Source organism: Shewanella sp. HL-SH2 (genome assembly GCF_051164935.1).
GTDB classification, from domain to species: Bacteria; Pseudomonadota; Gammaproteobacteria; order Enterobacterales; family Shewanellaceae; genus Shewanella; species Shewanella glacialimarina.
In genome coordinates, this window is the sequence record NZ_CP195035.1 from 4,034,164 (window position 1) to 4,048,129 (window position 13,966).

The 13,966-nt window shown below is 42.1% G+C and carries 13 protein-coding genes; 4 read left to right on the forward strand and 9 right to left on the reverse strand.

Features of this window, described 5'->3' with window-relative positions:
* Window positions 1-48: 48 nt before the first annotated feature.
* The 8 genes from hpt to ACRWP9_RS17680 form a co-directional block, all read right to left on the reverse strand.
* Window positions 49-576: a hypoxanthine phosphoribosyltransferase gene (gene hpt / locus ACRWP9_RS17645; RefSeq protein WP_434927069.1), complete on the reverse strand. Its 528-nt coding sequence runs from the start codon at window positions 574-576 to the stop codon at window positions 49-51.
* 7 nt (window positions 577-583) lie between these two features.
* On the reverse strand, window positions 584-1,243 hold the full coding sequence (locus tag ACRWP9_RS17650; RefSeq protein WP_226413521.1) for a flavin prenyltransferase UbiX: 660 nt from the start codon (window positions 1,241-1,243) through the stop codon (window positions 584-586).
* A 46-nt stretch (window positions 1,244-1,289) separates the two neighbouring features.
* Window positions 1,290-2,678, reverse strand: a complete 1,389-nt coding sequence (gene mpl, locus ACRWP9_RS17655) for a UDP-N-acetylmuramate:L-alanyl-gamma-D-glutamyl-meso-diaminopimelate ligase (RefSeq protein ID WP_226413519.1) — start codon at window positions 2,676-2,678, stop codon at window positions 1,290-1,292.
* Between the two features lie 116 nt (window positions 2,679-2,794).
* Window positions 2,795-3,454 carry a GTP cyclohydrolase I FolE gene (folE, locus tag ACRWP9_RS17660; RefSeq protein ID WP_226415826.1) on the reverse strand — a complete coding sequence of 220 codons (660 nt, stop codon included), beginning with the start codon at window positions 3,452-3,454 and terminating at the stop codon, window positions 2,795-2,797.
* Window positions 3,455-3,494: 40 nt separating this feature from the next.
* Complete coding sequence (gene folX / locus ACRWP9_RS17665; protein ID WP_226413517.1) at window positions 3,495-3,872, reverse strand: dihydroneopterin triphosphate 2'-epimerase; 378 nt, start codon at window positions 3,870-3,872, stop codon at window positions 3,495-3,497.
* 121 nt (window positions 3,873-3,993) lie between these two features.
* On the reverse strand, window positions 3,994-7,065 hold the full coding sequence (locus ACRWP9_RS17670; protein WP_434927070.1) for an efflux RND transporter permease subunit: 3,072 nt from the start codon (window positions 7,063-7,065) through the stop codon (window positions 3,994-3,996).
* 7 nt (window positions 7,066-7,072) lie between these two features.
* Window positions 7,073-8,155: an efflux RND transporter periplasmic adaptor subunit gene (locus ACRWP9_RS17675; RefSeq protein WP_434927071.1), complete on the reverse strand. Its 1,083-nt coding sequence runs from the start codon at window positions 8,153-8,155 to the stop codon at window positions 7,073-7,075.
* A gap of 1 nt (window position 8,156) precedes the next feature.
* Window positions 8,157-9,257, reverse strand: a complete 1,101-nt coding sequence (locus ACRWP9_RS17680; RefSeq protein ID WP_434927072.1) for an efflux RND transporter periplasmic adaptor subunit — start codon at window positions 9,255-9,257, stop codon at window positions 8,157-8,159.
* Between the two features lie 233 nt (window positions 9,258-9,490).
* Here ACRWP9_RS17680 and ACRWP9_RS17685 point away from each other — a divergent pair, with 233 nt between their 5' ends.
* Both ACRWP9_RS17685 and ACRWP9_RS17690 read left to right on the forward strand, forming a co-directional pair.
* Entirely contained in the window at window positions 9,491-9,895 is a 405-nt protein-coding gene (locus ACRWP9_RS17685; RefSeq protein WP_434927073.1) for a thiol-disulfide oxidoreductase DCC family protein, read from the forward strand.
* A 123-nt stretch (window positions 9,896-10,018) separates the two neighbouring features.
* A complete protein-coding gene (locus ACRWP9_RS17690) occupies window positions 10,019-10,921 on the forward strand; it encodes an SDR family NAD(P)-dependent oxidoreductase (protein ID WP_434927074.1) in 903 nt (300 codons plus the stop codon).
* A gap of 82 nt (window positions 10,922-11,003) precedes the next feature.
* Here the strand turns inward: ACRWP9_RS17690 and mdh are convergent, their stop codons facing one another.
* Entirely contained in the window at window positions 11,004-11,939 is a 936-nt protein-coding gene (mdh, locus tag ACRWP9_RS17695) for a malate dehydrogenase (protein WP_434927075.1), read from the reverse strand.
* A gap of 506 nt (window positions 11,940-12,445) precedes the next feature.
* Between mdh and ACRWP9_RS17700 the strand changes: the two genes are divergently transcribed.
* Both ACRWP9_RS17700 and ACRWP9_RS17705 read left to right on the forward strand, forming a co-directional pair.
* On the forward strand, window positions 12,446-12,895 hold the full coding sequence (locus ACRWP9_RS17700) for a GNAT family N-acetyltransferase (protein ID WP_226413503.1): 450 nt from the start codon (window positions 12,446-12,448) through the stop codon (window positions 12,893-12,895).
* 147 nt (window positions 12,896-13,042) lie between these two features.
* Complete coding sequence (locus ACRWP9_RS17705) at window positions 13,043-13,942, forward strand: hypothetical protein (RefSeq protein ID WP_434927076.1); 900 nt, start codon at window positions 13,043-13,045, stop codon at window positions 13,940-13,942.
* Window positions 13,943-13,966 lie beyond the last annotated feature (24 nt).

Consider the following 13,966-nt stretch of genomic DNA (forward strand, 5'->3'; position numbering starts at 1 on the left):
CGAAAAAAACTCCCACAATTGTGGGAGTAATTTGTAATACTGCTGTCGTTATAAAGGCACGACTTTAGCTATGTAAGGCAGATTTCGATATTGCTCGGCATAATCAATGCCGTAGCCCACAATAAACTCGTCGGGAATTGTCATGCCAATAAAATCAACGGGCACATCCACTTCACGGCGTTCTGGCTTATCTAATAAGGTGCATAAGGCCAGACTTTTTGGATTACGCAGCAATAAAATTTCACGCACCTTATTTAAGGTGTTGCCCGAGTCAATTAAGTCTTCAACAATCAATACGTCACGACCAGCAATATCTGATTGAACATCTTTTAATATTTTTACATCGCGAGAACTAGTTGTTGAGTTGCCATAACTTGATACCGACATAAAGTCGATTTCAACATGACCTTTAATACGGCGACATAGGTCTGCCATAAAAACCACTGAGCCTTTCAATAAGCCAACCATGAGTAAACGTTCGCTGTTGGCATAGTGGGCGTTAATACGCTCGGCAAGTTGATCTAAAGTTTTATTGATTTCTTCGGTTGAAATCATAGGTTCTATGGTGTGTTTCATACAGTTCTCAATTATCAATATCTTGGGGGGCGTCGACGCCATAACCCCAGCGATTTGTCAGTTCGTGTGCAATACCCAAATGATCTAGAATTCGGGAAACCATGAAGTCTACCAGATCTTCCACCGATTTGGGATTATGATAAAAACCCGGTGCGGCTGGCATTATGGTGGCACCATTGCGAGTCAGGCTTAGCATATGCTCTAAGTGTATGGCACTAAAGGGCGTTTCTCTTGGCACCAGTATTAACTGGCCGCGCTCTTTAATCACCACGTCGGCTGCACGTTCTAATAAATTATTACTCATGCCACTAGCAACTGCGGCTAATGTGCCTGTTGAACAAGGGCAAATCACCATTTGCTTAGGTGCAGCACTGCCGGACGCTGGCGGCGAAAACCATTCTTCTTTGCCAAGTACAATTAACTCACCGGCTAAAGGTGCTTGCTGCTGAGCAAAATAGCTGAGTAGTTGCTCGCGGGCTTTGTCGGGATTAGCACTTAATTGCAAGCCGTGTTCGGTGGCAAGTACCACTCTGGCGGCGCTCGATATCATTAAAAAAACCTGATAATCGGCAACCAATAAACATTGTAGTAATTTGATGCCATAAGGTGCACCCGAGGCCCCGGTCCACGCTAGGCTAATTGATTTATCTTTTTTGGCGTAAGCCATCTTTAATCCTTTATGAAGCGAGCAGCATGATTAATTAAATAACTGACTATTTCTTCAGTAGCGCATTAATGATTTGTTGGTGAATACCATTAAAACCACCGTTGCTCATTATCACTACCGTGTCACCTGGATTAGCCGCTTGACTGACTTGTGCCACAATTTGGCTAATATCATCACTGACGGTTACCGGAATAGCAGCTGAGCGCATATTATCGGCAATGTCCCAACCGACATTACTGGCTTGATACAACCATGCTTCATCGGCCAGCGCCATCGAATTGGCGAGAGTATCTTTATGCACGCCACTTTTCATGGTGTTAGAGCGAGGCTCAAGCACGACAATAATTTTGCCATTGGCGTTATCACCTGTGCCCACTTTGGCGCGAAGTCCTTTTAGGGTGGTTTCAATCGCTGTTGGGTGATGGGCAAAATCATCATAAACCGCAATATTATTGGGTGCTGCTAATAATTCCATTCGACGCTTTGGTGGGCTAAATTGCGCTAAAGCGTCAATAGCATGCTTGGGAGTAACGCCCACGTGTCGCGCTGCGGCAATGGCCATTATTGCATTTTCAATATTGTGCTGACCGATTAAGCCCCAATTTAAAACGCCTTGAGACTCACCTTTAAACATCACTTCAAACTCGTGGCCGTCGGCGGCAATACACTGACCTTGCCAACCATCGCTGTCAGTTGCACTAAAGGTTTCTTGCTCGCTCCAGCAGCCCATGTCCATAACCTGTTTAACCGCAATCACATCCTTAGGCCAAATCACTTTACCTTCACCCGGTACGGTGCGAATAACATGATTAAATTGGCGTTGAATAGCGGCTAAGTCAGCGAAAATGTCAGCATGATCAAATTCTAAATTATTGATCACCAATGTACGGGGTTTGTAATGGACAAACTTAGAGCGTTTATCGAAAAAAGCACTGTCGTATTCGTCTGCTTCGACCACAAAAAAAGCCGAATCACCTAACCGCGCTGACACACCAAAGTTTTGCGGTACGCCACCAATTAAAAAGCCCGGTTGGTAGCCGCAATACTCTAATACCCACGCCAACATGCTGGCAGTTGACGTTTTTCCGTGAGTGCCAGACACAGCCAATACCCAACGATTAGGCAAAATATGTTCTGACAAAAATTGTGGCCCAGAGGTATATTTTATCCCGCGGTTTAATACCGCTTCAACGCAAGAATTGCCTCGACTCATCGCATTACCAATCACCACAATGTCGGGCTGATTAATGCCTTCTTCGCCCAATTGGCTTGGGTCAAAACCTTGAATCAGCTCTATGCCCTGTTGCTCAAGTTGCGTGCTCATTGGCGGATAAACATTAGCATCGCTGCCTGTGACCTTATGGCCCATTGCACGTGCTAATAACGCTAAACCACCCATAAAGGTGCCACAAATGCCAAGAATATGTACGTGCATGCAAAAACTCTATTAAAGAACCATTTGCGCTTATTCTACCCAGTAGCAAAGGCATTGTCAGTTAACAATGCCTTAATTTAACTTCATGATGAACGACAGAGACTGGCTAGACTTGATTAAGCGGCTAAAAACTCTGCGCGAGTAGAGGCGTTAGCCTTAAAGCTGCCACCTAAGGCGGTGGTTTGCGTGCTTGATGTGGTGTCCATTATGCCGCGAGACTTAACACAATAATGGGTTGCTTTAATGGTTACCGCTACATCTTCGGTTTCTAGTAATGTTTGCAGTGCCACTAATACCTGCTGTGTTAAGCGCTCTTGCACTTGAGGGCGCTGGGCAAAAAATCGCACAATACGATTTATTTTTGATAACCCAATAATTTTGCCTTTAGGGATATAAGCCACTTTCGCTATACCATCTATGGTAATAAAGTGATGCTCACAGGTGCTGACCACGCTGATATCGCTGACTTTAACCATCTCTTCCACGCCCATTTTATTTTCAATTTGGCTGATTTTTGGAAAATTGGCATAGTCTAAACCAGAGAAAATCTCATTAACGTACATTTTGGCAATACGGTGCGGTGTTTCAGCTAGACTGTCGTCGGTTAAGTCTAACCCTAGCGTTGCCACAACTTCGGTCATTAACCCTTTAATGCGCTCATATTTTTGCTGTGCGGTGAGCTCTGTAGGTAATAATGGCGTTTCTAATCCGTGCGCAACTAATGCTGACTGCACTTTTTTGGCGGCGTCTGAAATAATGCCGTTGTTTACTGACATAATGCTATTTGCTGACATAAAATTGGCCTCTTAAATAAGGTTAACGGCGGTGTTCTAAAGATAGCGACACAGAATCGGCAAAGCGCAATGCATGGGGCTTGTCGATGGTCACTTTAGCTAAAGTCACTGATGGATGTTCGCTACATATGTCCACGACATCGGCAACCAGCTTTTCAAGTAGTAAGAATCGTCCTTCCTCTACATGCTGGATCACTTTTTTAGTGATAATTTTATAGTTGAGCGCATCTGCCACATTGTCGGTTTGAAATGACTTGTCTGCTGGGTAATGTATTTCAATATTGATCACCACATCTTGCTGCTTTTCTCTTTCATCCTGGTTAAAGCCGATAAAAGTGCGTAAACGAAGGTTGGTGACATTAATAACAGCTTGGCTATAAGCGCCTATTTTTGAAGACATCGTTAAGGCTCACATTAAATACATATGCAACTTTATACGGGACGTTTTGTTGAACGGTTCACATAGCGGTAATAAAAAAGCCCTACTCGATGAGCAGGGCTTTAGCGGTTAACAATCTTGACTAGAAGGTCTTATAATCTCGATATTTCACATTAAAGAATATGATGTAAAACACAGGTACAATAATTAACGTTAAGATGGTGGCAACACCTAACCCAAACATGACTACCGCAGCTAATGATTCAAAAAATGCATCTGTGATTAACGGCAACACCCCAAGAATAGTGGTTACCGCTGCCATACACACAGGACGCACACGGCTAACCGTAGACTCAAATACCGCTTGAAATATCTCTTTGCCTTCATTAATTTCGGTGTTGATTTGATCAAGCAACACAATGCCGTTTTTCAGTAACATACCCGATAAACTCAACATACCAAGTAGCGCCATAAAGCTGAAGGGCTTGTCTAAAATCAATAACCCTGAAGTGATACCTATAATCGCTAACGGAACACAACACCAAATAACCAGTGGCTTACGCACTGAGTTAAATAAGAAAACCGTGATTAAAAACATCAACAAGAATCCAATAGGCAAGGTTGAAAACAGTGAAGCTTGCGCATCACTTGATGATTCAAACTCGCCGCCCCATTGCAATTCATAGCCTACTGGTAACTCAAGCGCTTCAATTTTAGGCCTAACTTGATTAAACAGTGCCGCTGGCAAAATATCGTATTCAAAATCAGCATCGGCAAACACGGTTAAAGTGCGTTTACGGTCACGACGTTGAATAATTGGGTCTTCAAATTTAACGTCAAAGCCATCTACAACCTGCTGAAGTGGCACAAAACCGTTAATCACCGGACTCCAGATACGGATACTTTCCATTGACTCAATATCGACACGTTCATCATTAGGTAAACGACCAATAATAGGTAATAAGGTGGTGCCTTCACGGTAAACCCCTATATCTACCCCAGTAAAGGCGAACTTAATCGATCTATCCACTTCACTTTTAACAATACCTAAGCGGCGGGCCTGGGTTTCATTAAAGCGCGGTTCAATGTATTTGACCCGGTCACGCCAATCATGGCGTACGTTGACCGTACCTGGGGTGTCGTTAAAAATGGTCATAACCTGTGCCGCAAGTTGACGCAGTACATCTGGGTCTGGGCCGCTTAATCTGGCTTCAATTTTGGCATCTGTCGAAGGGCCGATTTCTAAGCGTTTGAACTTAAGCTGGGTTTGTGGGAAAAATTGCTCTGCTTGACGTCTAAACTCAACCATTACCGGTTGTAAAGTATCAAAACTACTGGCACGAACCGCTATTTGACCGTATGAGGCAAAGTTTTTTTCCGGCGAATAGGTTAATAAGAAACGCGGAAAACCTTTACCTATGGTTGAAGCAACATACTCAACATTTTCAATAACGGCGACTTTGGCTTCCATTTGTTTAATAACCGCTTCTGTTTCGCGAATATCTGCGCCTTCTGGCATCCACACATCCACTAAAAATATCGGCGTTGTTGAAGGCGGGAAGAAGGATTGCTTAACATAGGCAAAACCAGCAATAGAAATAACGAACATCACCAGTACCGCAAAGGTGCTGAACCAGCGAAATCGCATACAAATATTGAGTATTTTTTTATAAAACACAAAAAATGCGCCGCCATAGGGATCGGCTAACTCACCTTCAGGCACTTTTTCACCCTCTTTGCCAAAAAATATCTGTGCAAAAAATGGTGTAATCGTAATGGCGGTAATCCAGGATAAAAACAGTGAAAACAGCAATACCCAAAACAATGACCCAGCAAATTCACCGGTAGCATCAGGGGATAAGCCAATGGGCGCAAACGCGATAATCGCGATAACGGTAGCGCCTAATAATGGCCACATAGTTTGCTTAACAATGGCTTGGCCAGCTTCGAGTGTAGTTTGGCCTCGTTGGCGACCAATTAAAATACCTTCGACCACCACAATGGCGTTGTCCACCAGCATGCCTAAGGCAATGATCAATGCGCCAAGTGAAATACGCTGCAATTCAATTTCTGCCTGCAGCATTAACATAAAGGTGCCAAGGCAGGTTAAAAATAGAATAAGACCGATTAAAATACCGCTTTTAACCCCCATAAAGACCAGTAGCACACCAATAACAATGACGACTGCGGCAATCAGGTTCCACACAAAACTGCTAACCGAAACATCCACCTCGTTAGGCTGGTTATACATGGTTTCAATGTGCATACCTGCGGGTCTGGCGCTTTCAATTGAGGCTAATTTAGCATCGACTAGCTTACCCACTTCAACAACATTGACCCCAGATGAAAATGAAATACCTATGTTGATGGCACTATTTTGGTTAAAGCTTAATAGGTTTGTGGGAATATTTTGAAAGCCACGGCTGACGGTCGCCACATCTTTAAGGTAAATCAGTTTATTACCTTGAGTACCGGGAATAATCAGCTCTTCTAGCTCTTCAACGGAACTAAAGCCGCCACTGGTTCTGATTTTAAGGTTATCACCCGAAACACGAATGTTACCGGCATCAGACACCATATTTTGTGAGTTAAGTAGGTTTGAAATAAGCTGTGGGTCAATATTAGAACTGGCCGCTTTGTTCAGCGACATTTCAACAAAAACTTGCTCTTGCTGTTTGCCCGCAAGCGACACCTTACCCACGCCGGGTATGAGTTCTAATTCACGCTTAACATAATCAACATAGTCTAATAAATCTCGATAACTGTAATCTGCACCGCTGACCATCAGCATGATGCCGTATACATCACCAAAGTCATCGTTAACCATTGGCGCATGCGCCCCAGGCGGTAAACTTGATGCCATATCATTCACTTTACGACGCAGCTCATCCCAAATTTGGGGCAATTCATCTGGGCCATAATTGTTTCTCATGGTGACGGTAATTTGCGACATACCTGAGGTACTGAGTGAGCGAATTTTATCAATGTAAGGCAGTTCTTGAATGGCTTTTTCGACCAAATAAGTGACTTCTTCTTCGACTTCAGTTGAGGTTGCACCTGGGTATAAGGTGACTACCACGGCATCTTTAATGGTAAATGGCGGATCTTCTAGCTGGCCTAATCCAGTGAAGGCCATTAATCCACCGATAAGTAAAATAAGGATAAACATCCAACTGATCACGGTATTTTTTACGAAATATCCTGCAATATTCATCTAGTTATTACCCTTGAATTAATTGAACTTGTTGGCCTTCAATCATACGAGAAGCCCCTGTGGTAATAATAGTTTGACCATCTTTAAGTCCACTGACCACTTCAATGTTATCACCCACAATAACCCCCAGTTTGACTGGCTGATACTGGACGGTTTTAGTGTTGGCCTGATAAACCCACACACCACTTTCCTGATGAGCGAGTTGGTCACCATCTTTCATTACAACCGCTTTTATGGGTAATAAAAATTGGCGGCTGTAGGTGTAAGTCATATTACTTAAATTGACTTTAACTTTGGCTGGCATTCCTTCCAACACTTTATATTGATCGTCTAAATCTACTGCAATAGTGGCAATATAGGTTGATGTAGTAGGATCTTTTTCAGTATTAATTTCAAGTAATCGACCTTGAAATACCACCCCTTCAAATGCTTCAAAACTGACTTCGAAGGCACTCTCATCTGTTGCCCGTCGAGAGACGGCTATCAACATATCGGGGATTTGCACATCGACTTCAATTTGTTCGGTTTTTTGTACACTTAATACCGATATACCCGGTTGAATGTTTTCAAATGACTGTAAAAAAACATCGCTGACCATGCCATCAAAAGGCGCGCGTAATTCAGTATATTGCAGGCTAAGTTCTGCCTGTTTTGCCTGTGCTTTTGCAACTAAATATTGCGCGTTCATTTGGTCATATTCTGATTGTGCCATCAGTTTTTTATTGACTAACTGTTTACCACGCTGGGCTTGTTTAAAGGTCACCTCCATACGAGCCTGGCGATCATTAAGCACAATTTCATAATCACGCTTTTCAAGCACGGCGAGTAAATCACCTTGCTTAATCGTCTGGCCTTTGGAAACCGGTAATCTTGCTATGCGCCCTTCAACTCGAAATGATAATTTAGTCAGGTCTTGCGCCCGTGACACGCCGTTAAACTCTCGCATCACCTGATTTTCAATACTGGGTAAAGTATATACATCTACTAGGGTAGGTTTATGTGCCATCTCAAGCGGTTTGCTACAACCGACCATAAAGACCAATGAGACCAAAGCGCTAATGACAATATTAGTGGTGTTGTTAATCTTCATATTACAGCCCTCTTTCCTTGACCCAGCGAACCGTACTTTCACCGTCGGTTAACTCACTAGCGCCCGCGACCACTAACCAGTCACCGTCCTCTAATCCTGATTCAAGTTGATTATCATTTAATGTCACCGCTACTTTTTCGACTTTTAGTTGTTCAGGTAACCAACGAAAAACATAGGTTTGACCATTTTCTTCAACTCTCGCGCCCGCGGCAATAACAGGATTACTGCTAGCACCTCGGTAAGGCAGCTTAACCCTGACTGATGCAGCCATTCCGGGTAATACATTTAATTCGGTTGGCATTTTCAAGGTGAGAATAATGGTATAACTGCCAGTACTAGTATCCGCTACGGTACTGAGCTCTTTCAGTCTGGCTTTATACCAGGCATCACGGCTGTCAAATTTAACATCGATATTTTCTACTGGGCCTTCATTGACTCGATTAGCTTGAATTGCGCCAATAAATTGCTCGGGCAATTGAAAACTAATGTCGATAAATGATTCAGTGCGAATGCCCATAATCGATTCTTGTGCTTGCACAAATTCAAACTGTTTGCGATCACGCTTTGAAATCATGCCATCATAGGGCGCTTTTAGTTGGGTATAAGCCAGATCAGTTTCGGCTTTATCAAGCGCTGCTCTGGCAATGGTGAAATCACTTTTAGATTGGTCAAAATCGTTACGGGACACCACACCTTGTTCCACTAAACTACTGGAACGTTCAAATAGCACTTTGGCCAGTTCGTATTGCGCTTTAGCCACTTCGTACTGTTGTTGGTATAAATCACTGTCTAGCTTGGCCAGTAAGTCACCCGCTTTAACATGATCGCCCGGGCGCACATAAATATCGGCTATTTGTCCTGCGACTCTAAATGACAACGAGGCTTTATCTGCCGCGCGGACCTCACCGGGTAATAACCGCTCACGAAAGCCTTTGCCAATATCAAGCTGTATGACTTTAACGGGGCGGGCAAAGGGTTGAGCATTAGCATTAGCATCAACTGCAATCTCATTACTATCACTAGCAATGCTAGGCGGAGCAACCATCAAGCTAATCAGCATGATCGAGGAGGAGAACGAACAGAACATCTGACGAACATTCATTGTGCTTGGTCCTTCAAAACATAATATTAATTAATGTTAACATTTAACTAAGTGGGACATTAAGTCAATTTAAAAACAATGAGGATCTAATTAGCTTATTTAATCGTATAATTCTTCATCTACGCGCTACTGTAACGTTAACATCGTTTTTAGACCGCCATTCTACAAGATAATGGCAATGATTAACCTTGATACCCAGGTTCGATTGATTGTAATGACATAAGGAAAACACCATGGAATTGACCATATTTTACGACAGCACCTGCCCACTGTGTGCCAATGAAATGCGTCAACTTAAACGGCATGATAAGCACGACGAGATTCATTTAGAGGACTTATACAGTGCTGATTTACATGAGCGTTTTCCACAAATTGATATCGAAAAAGCTAACATTATACTGCACGGCTTAACTAAAGACGGACAACTGCTGCTGGGGCTAGATGTTACGGCAAAGGCATGGGGAATTACCGGTAAGCACTTTTGGGTTCAGTGGCTTAGAAAACCTTTTATTAAACCGGTCGCGGACCAAGCGTATCTGTTTTTTGCTAAAAATCGCTACAAAATCTCGTACCTGCTTACCGGTAAGCAGCGGTGTAATAATGGTCAATGTGGCTTACCTAAGAACAATTTAAAGTAATCAGATTTGAAGTCATCAGATTTGAAGTCATCAGATTTGAAGTCATCAGATTTACAGCAATCAGTGCTGATAATTAACCTCAAAGGCCTTAGAAAACCTTCAATTTAACGGTGGATATGATCAGTGCATAATAACGCTAACCCTAACAACTCCTCTAATACTGTTGCTAACAATACTGCTGCTGTTAGCACTGTTACTGAAAGTACTGCTGCTGAAAGTACTGTTGCTAATAGCACTGCTGAATTTGTGATTATTATTGGTGCAAATTCGGCTATTGGCCATGCCTTTGCTACTCAATGTCTTAAGCAAAACCAAGCCGATAATCACCCGCAGCCGATTAATTTGATCACCATTAGCCGAGATGACTATCTACACAGTGCCGATATACACAGTCTAATCACACAAGATCAACAGCAGTCATCATGGCAACATTACCAATGCAGTAATTTACAGCAGGATATTGAGCAACTGATGAATCAACAGATCATTCCTCAAATTACCGCAAGCAACGGCAGTGTTAGCAGAATATTAATCTGTAATGGGGTACTGCATCAGGGGGCGATACAACCTGAAAAAAAGATAGAGGATATCAATGAAGTCAATTTACTCGCTTTAATACAGATGAATACCATCACGCCCCTTCTTTGGCTGCAAGGTTTGGTAAAGCTGTTATCAAAGCAGCGAAGTCGAGTTGTGATCAGTATTTTAAGCGCCAGAGTCGGCAGCATAAGTGATAACCGCCTTGGCGGTTGGTATAGCTATCGCACCAGTAAAGCGGCATTAAACATGTTGATAAAAACCACTGCCGTCGAGTTTGCTAGGCGGCTCAAGCACGTCAAATTGATAGCCTTTCATCCTGGCACCACAGACACACCATTATCAAAACCTTTTCAGCACAATGTGGCCGAAGGTAAATTATTTACTCCTGAGTTTGTGGCGCAGCAGCTTTACAACATACAGTCAAATATTACCCTAGACGGCCAAGCCAGTTTTATTGATTGGGCTGGCAATGACATTCAATGGTAATGCAGGGTTGGTTATAGAGATATAAATTACAGCCATAAAAAAATGCGAAGCATAGCTTCGCGTTTTTTATTAGAGAGTTGAATTACTTAACGAATTCAACACCTAGTTTAATGTCAGCTTTTAATGTATCTAACATTGAATCACGTGCGTTAGCTTCAAATGCACTTACATCACCGTAAGGAAGCACTTTTTCTACGCCGTTTTTACCTAAAAGGATAGGTTGAGCGAAGAACTCAGCGTGTTCGCTGCCACCATCAACATAGGCACATTCAACAACGTTCGCTTCGCCTTGAAGACCACGTACTAATGATAAACCAAAGCGACATGCTGCTTGGCCCATTGATAATGTTGCGCTACCGCCACCGGCTTTAGCTTCAACAACTTCAGTACCTGCGTTTTGAATGCGAGTAGTCATTGCTGCAACTTCTTCATCAGTGAAAGTCACGCCTTCAATTTGAGAAAGTAGTGGAAGAATAGTCACACCGCTGTGGCCGCCGATCACGTTAACTTTAACATCAGCAACGTTTAAGCCTTTAAGTTCAGCAATAAAGGTTTCGCTACGGATAACGTCAAGTGTAGTGATACCGAATAAACGGTTTTTGTCGTAAACACCGGCATTTTTTAATACTTCAGCAGCAATCGCTACAGTCGTGTTAACTGGGTTAGTAATAATACCCACTAATGCTTTAGGACAAGTTACTGCCACTTTTTCCATTAGGTTACGCACGATACCTGCGTTGATGTTGAATAGATCTGAACGATCCATACCAGGCTTACGCGCAACACCAGCAGACATTAATACGACGTCAGCATCAACTAATGCATCCGTTGGATCTTGACCAGCAAAACCTTTTACTTCTACATCTGTTGGGATGTGACTTAAGTCAACCGCAACACCAGGAGTAACAGGAGCGATGTCATATAGAGACAACTTTGAGCCAGCAGGCAGTTGAGTTTTTAACAATAAAGCTAAGGCCTGGCCAATACCACCAGCAGCACCAAGTACGGCAACTTTCATAATCATCTCCATCTATTTAAACAATTTGTGACATAGGTCTACTATCTTTCGTGGCGTCACATTACTGGATTGGCGGGCTAATTTCAATTATCCATTAGTGGAGTGTCGTAAATAAGTGTTTACTCAATTCAAGGTAAATCAGCACTGCGTGTTTGAATGTGAGGGTTATATCATGGTGCAATAAGATATGACTGAGCAGTGCAAGTTTAAATGCCACTTTTCAACTGTCAATTCGATGGCTTATTTGTTTTACATTAATGGCGAATAAGCCTTGATATGAATTAGATTATTCGAGTTTGATCGCTTTACCCATCACAGGTTGTTACAAATACCGATTAACCGCTGAGCTAACTTGCAAAATACAATATATGTTGTAAACACATATTGTATTGGTAACACCACGGGTTATTAACGCCATGACTATAAGTGGATAGGTCATTTATAGTAGGATGCTAATGGACCCTAAATTAAATTGACCGTAATCAACCGCCAAATTGAGAGAAAAAATGAAAATAAGAAAAGGCCAATTAGCAGACCTTACCGCACTGGTTAATTTTAACCAGGCGATGGCAATGGAAACTGAAAACCTGCAATTAGACAATGCAACACTTACCCGTGGCGTAAACGGATTACTCGCCAATCCTGAACGTGGTTTCTATTTAGTGGCTGAAATTGATGACGTTATTGTCGGCTCATTAATGGTGACATTTGAATGGAGCGACTGGCGCGCTTGCCAGTATTACTGGATCCAAAGCGTGTATATTCGACCAGAAAACCGTCGTCAGGGGATTTATGCAAAACTGTATCAAGCAATAAAAGATATGGCCGCTGAAAAAGGTGACGCTGCAAGTTTTCGTTTGTATGTTGAACAAGAAAATAAACCGGCGCAAAAAACCTATGAGGCTTTAGGTATGGAGCAAAGTCACTATTTAATGTACGAAGAAAAGGCCAAATAACTTAAGTCGCCATTGTACAATCACAACAAAACAGCTTACAAAACCTCGGCGAGTAAGCTGTTTAATGAACGTTAAAACACATAAACACTGACCATGAAGGTCAAGTAAACAAGCATGTTTACTATTGTATTGTTAAGGATGATCTCTTTGTTAAACATGAAAAAATTATTGCCACTTCTAGGGGTAATGACGTTCTCAGTTTCAACTCTTGCTTCACAAGAAATATATCTTGAGTGCAATACTTGCACAACTCACTCTCAACTAGTTAATTTTGCTAAACAAAACGCAAGATCAAATGCGACTATTGTCATGCATGTCATTAACTTAAATGATATTTTGTATGAGAAATATCTAGTCACTAAAACAAAATCTTTTGAATGTGAACAAAACAACAAGTCAGAAATACCTACAGATAAATCACCGGTTTGCCAGAATGTTTATCATTACAAAACGACCAGTCAAAGCATTGATAAAAAAGATTTAACTGACTTTACCAACTACGCCTTAGCGTATAATGAGACTAAAAAGTTTTTCACCCAAAGTGCTATCGAAATCCCTAGCAGTATGGTGACATCAGCTTTTGAGTTAATTGACAATAGCTATCCCCAAGGACTTTCAGTTGATTACTTCAATAATAGCCTACCAAGCTCCGCGCTTTACAAAGAAAAACTCACTACATGGTCTACAGGCATTTCAAACAAAATAACCACCTCAATAGCGGTCAAGCCACCATCATTAGTCTTTACCTATTCTGATGGCACTTTAGCTTATGCGGCTCTGGATTTCGTCGATTTCGATGGGCAATACCATTTTAAATTTACAACAATTAAAGAGGGTAATAATAATTTGGACTTAACAAAAACCAATCCATTTGGCGACAATTATACTTTTACGAATATGTCGCTCGAATCTTGGGGAGTCTTATTGGAAAAGCTATCACTTCATGACTTGACGGTGAGCAATACAACCAAAATGATAGTACCTAGCGGTAATGTGAGCATTGTATCTATATGCGCAACAAGTGAAGCCTGCACTGATCAAATTTAATATTGAGTATCTTTACTGCGGGTT

Coding starts and splice junctions, on each gene's coding strand:
- hpt (WP_434927069.1), bottom strand. CDS start 576: ATGAAACACACCATAGAACCTATGATTTCAACCGAAGAAATCAATAAA.
- ACRWP9_RS17650 (WP_226413521.1), bottom strand. CDS start 1,243: ATGGCTTACGCCAAAAAAGATAAATCAATTAGCCTAGCGTGGACCGGG.
- mpl (WP_226413519.1), bottom strand. CDS start 2,678: ATGCACGTACATATTCTTGGCATTTGTGGCACCTTTATGGGTGGTTTA.
- folE (WP_226415826.1), bottom strand. CDS start 3,454: ATGTCAGTAAACAACGGCATTATTTCAGACGCCGCCAAAAAAGTGCAG.
- folX (WP_226413517.1), bottom strand. CDS start 3,872: ATGTCTTCAAAAATAGGCGCTTATAGCCAAGCTGTTATTAATGTCACC.
- ACRWP9_RS17670 (WP_434927070.1), bottom strand. CDS start 7,065: ATGAATATTGCAGGATATTTCGTAAAAAATACCGTGATCAGTTGGATG.
- ACRWP9_RS17675 (WP_434927071.1), bottom strand. CDS start 8,155: ATGAAGATTAACAACACCACTAATATTGTCATTAGCGCTTTGGTCTCA.
- ACRWP9_RS17680 (WP_434927072.1), bottom strand. CDS start 9,257: ATGAATGTTCGTCAGATGTTCTGTTCGTTCTCCTCCTCGATCATGCTG.
- ACRWP9_RS17685 (WP_434927073.1), top strand. CDS start 9,491: ATGGAATTGACCATATTTTACGACAGCACCTGCCCACTGTGTGCCAAT.
- mdh (WP_434927075.1), bottom strand. CDS start 11,939: ATGAAAGTTGCCGTACTTGGTGCTGCTGGTGGTATTGGCCAGGCCTTA.
- ACRWP9_RS17700 (WP_226413503.1), top strand. CDS start 12,446: ATGAAAATAAGAAAAGGCCAATTAGCAGACCTTACCGCACTGGTTAAT.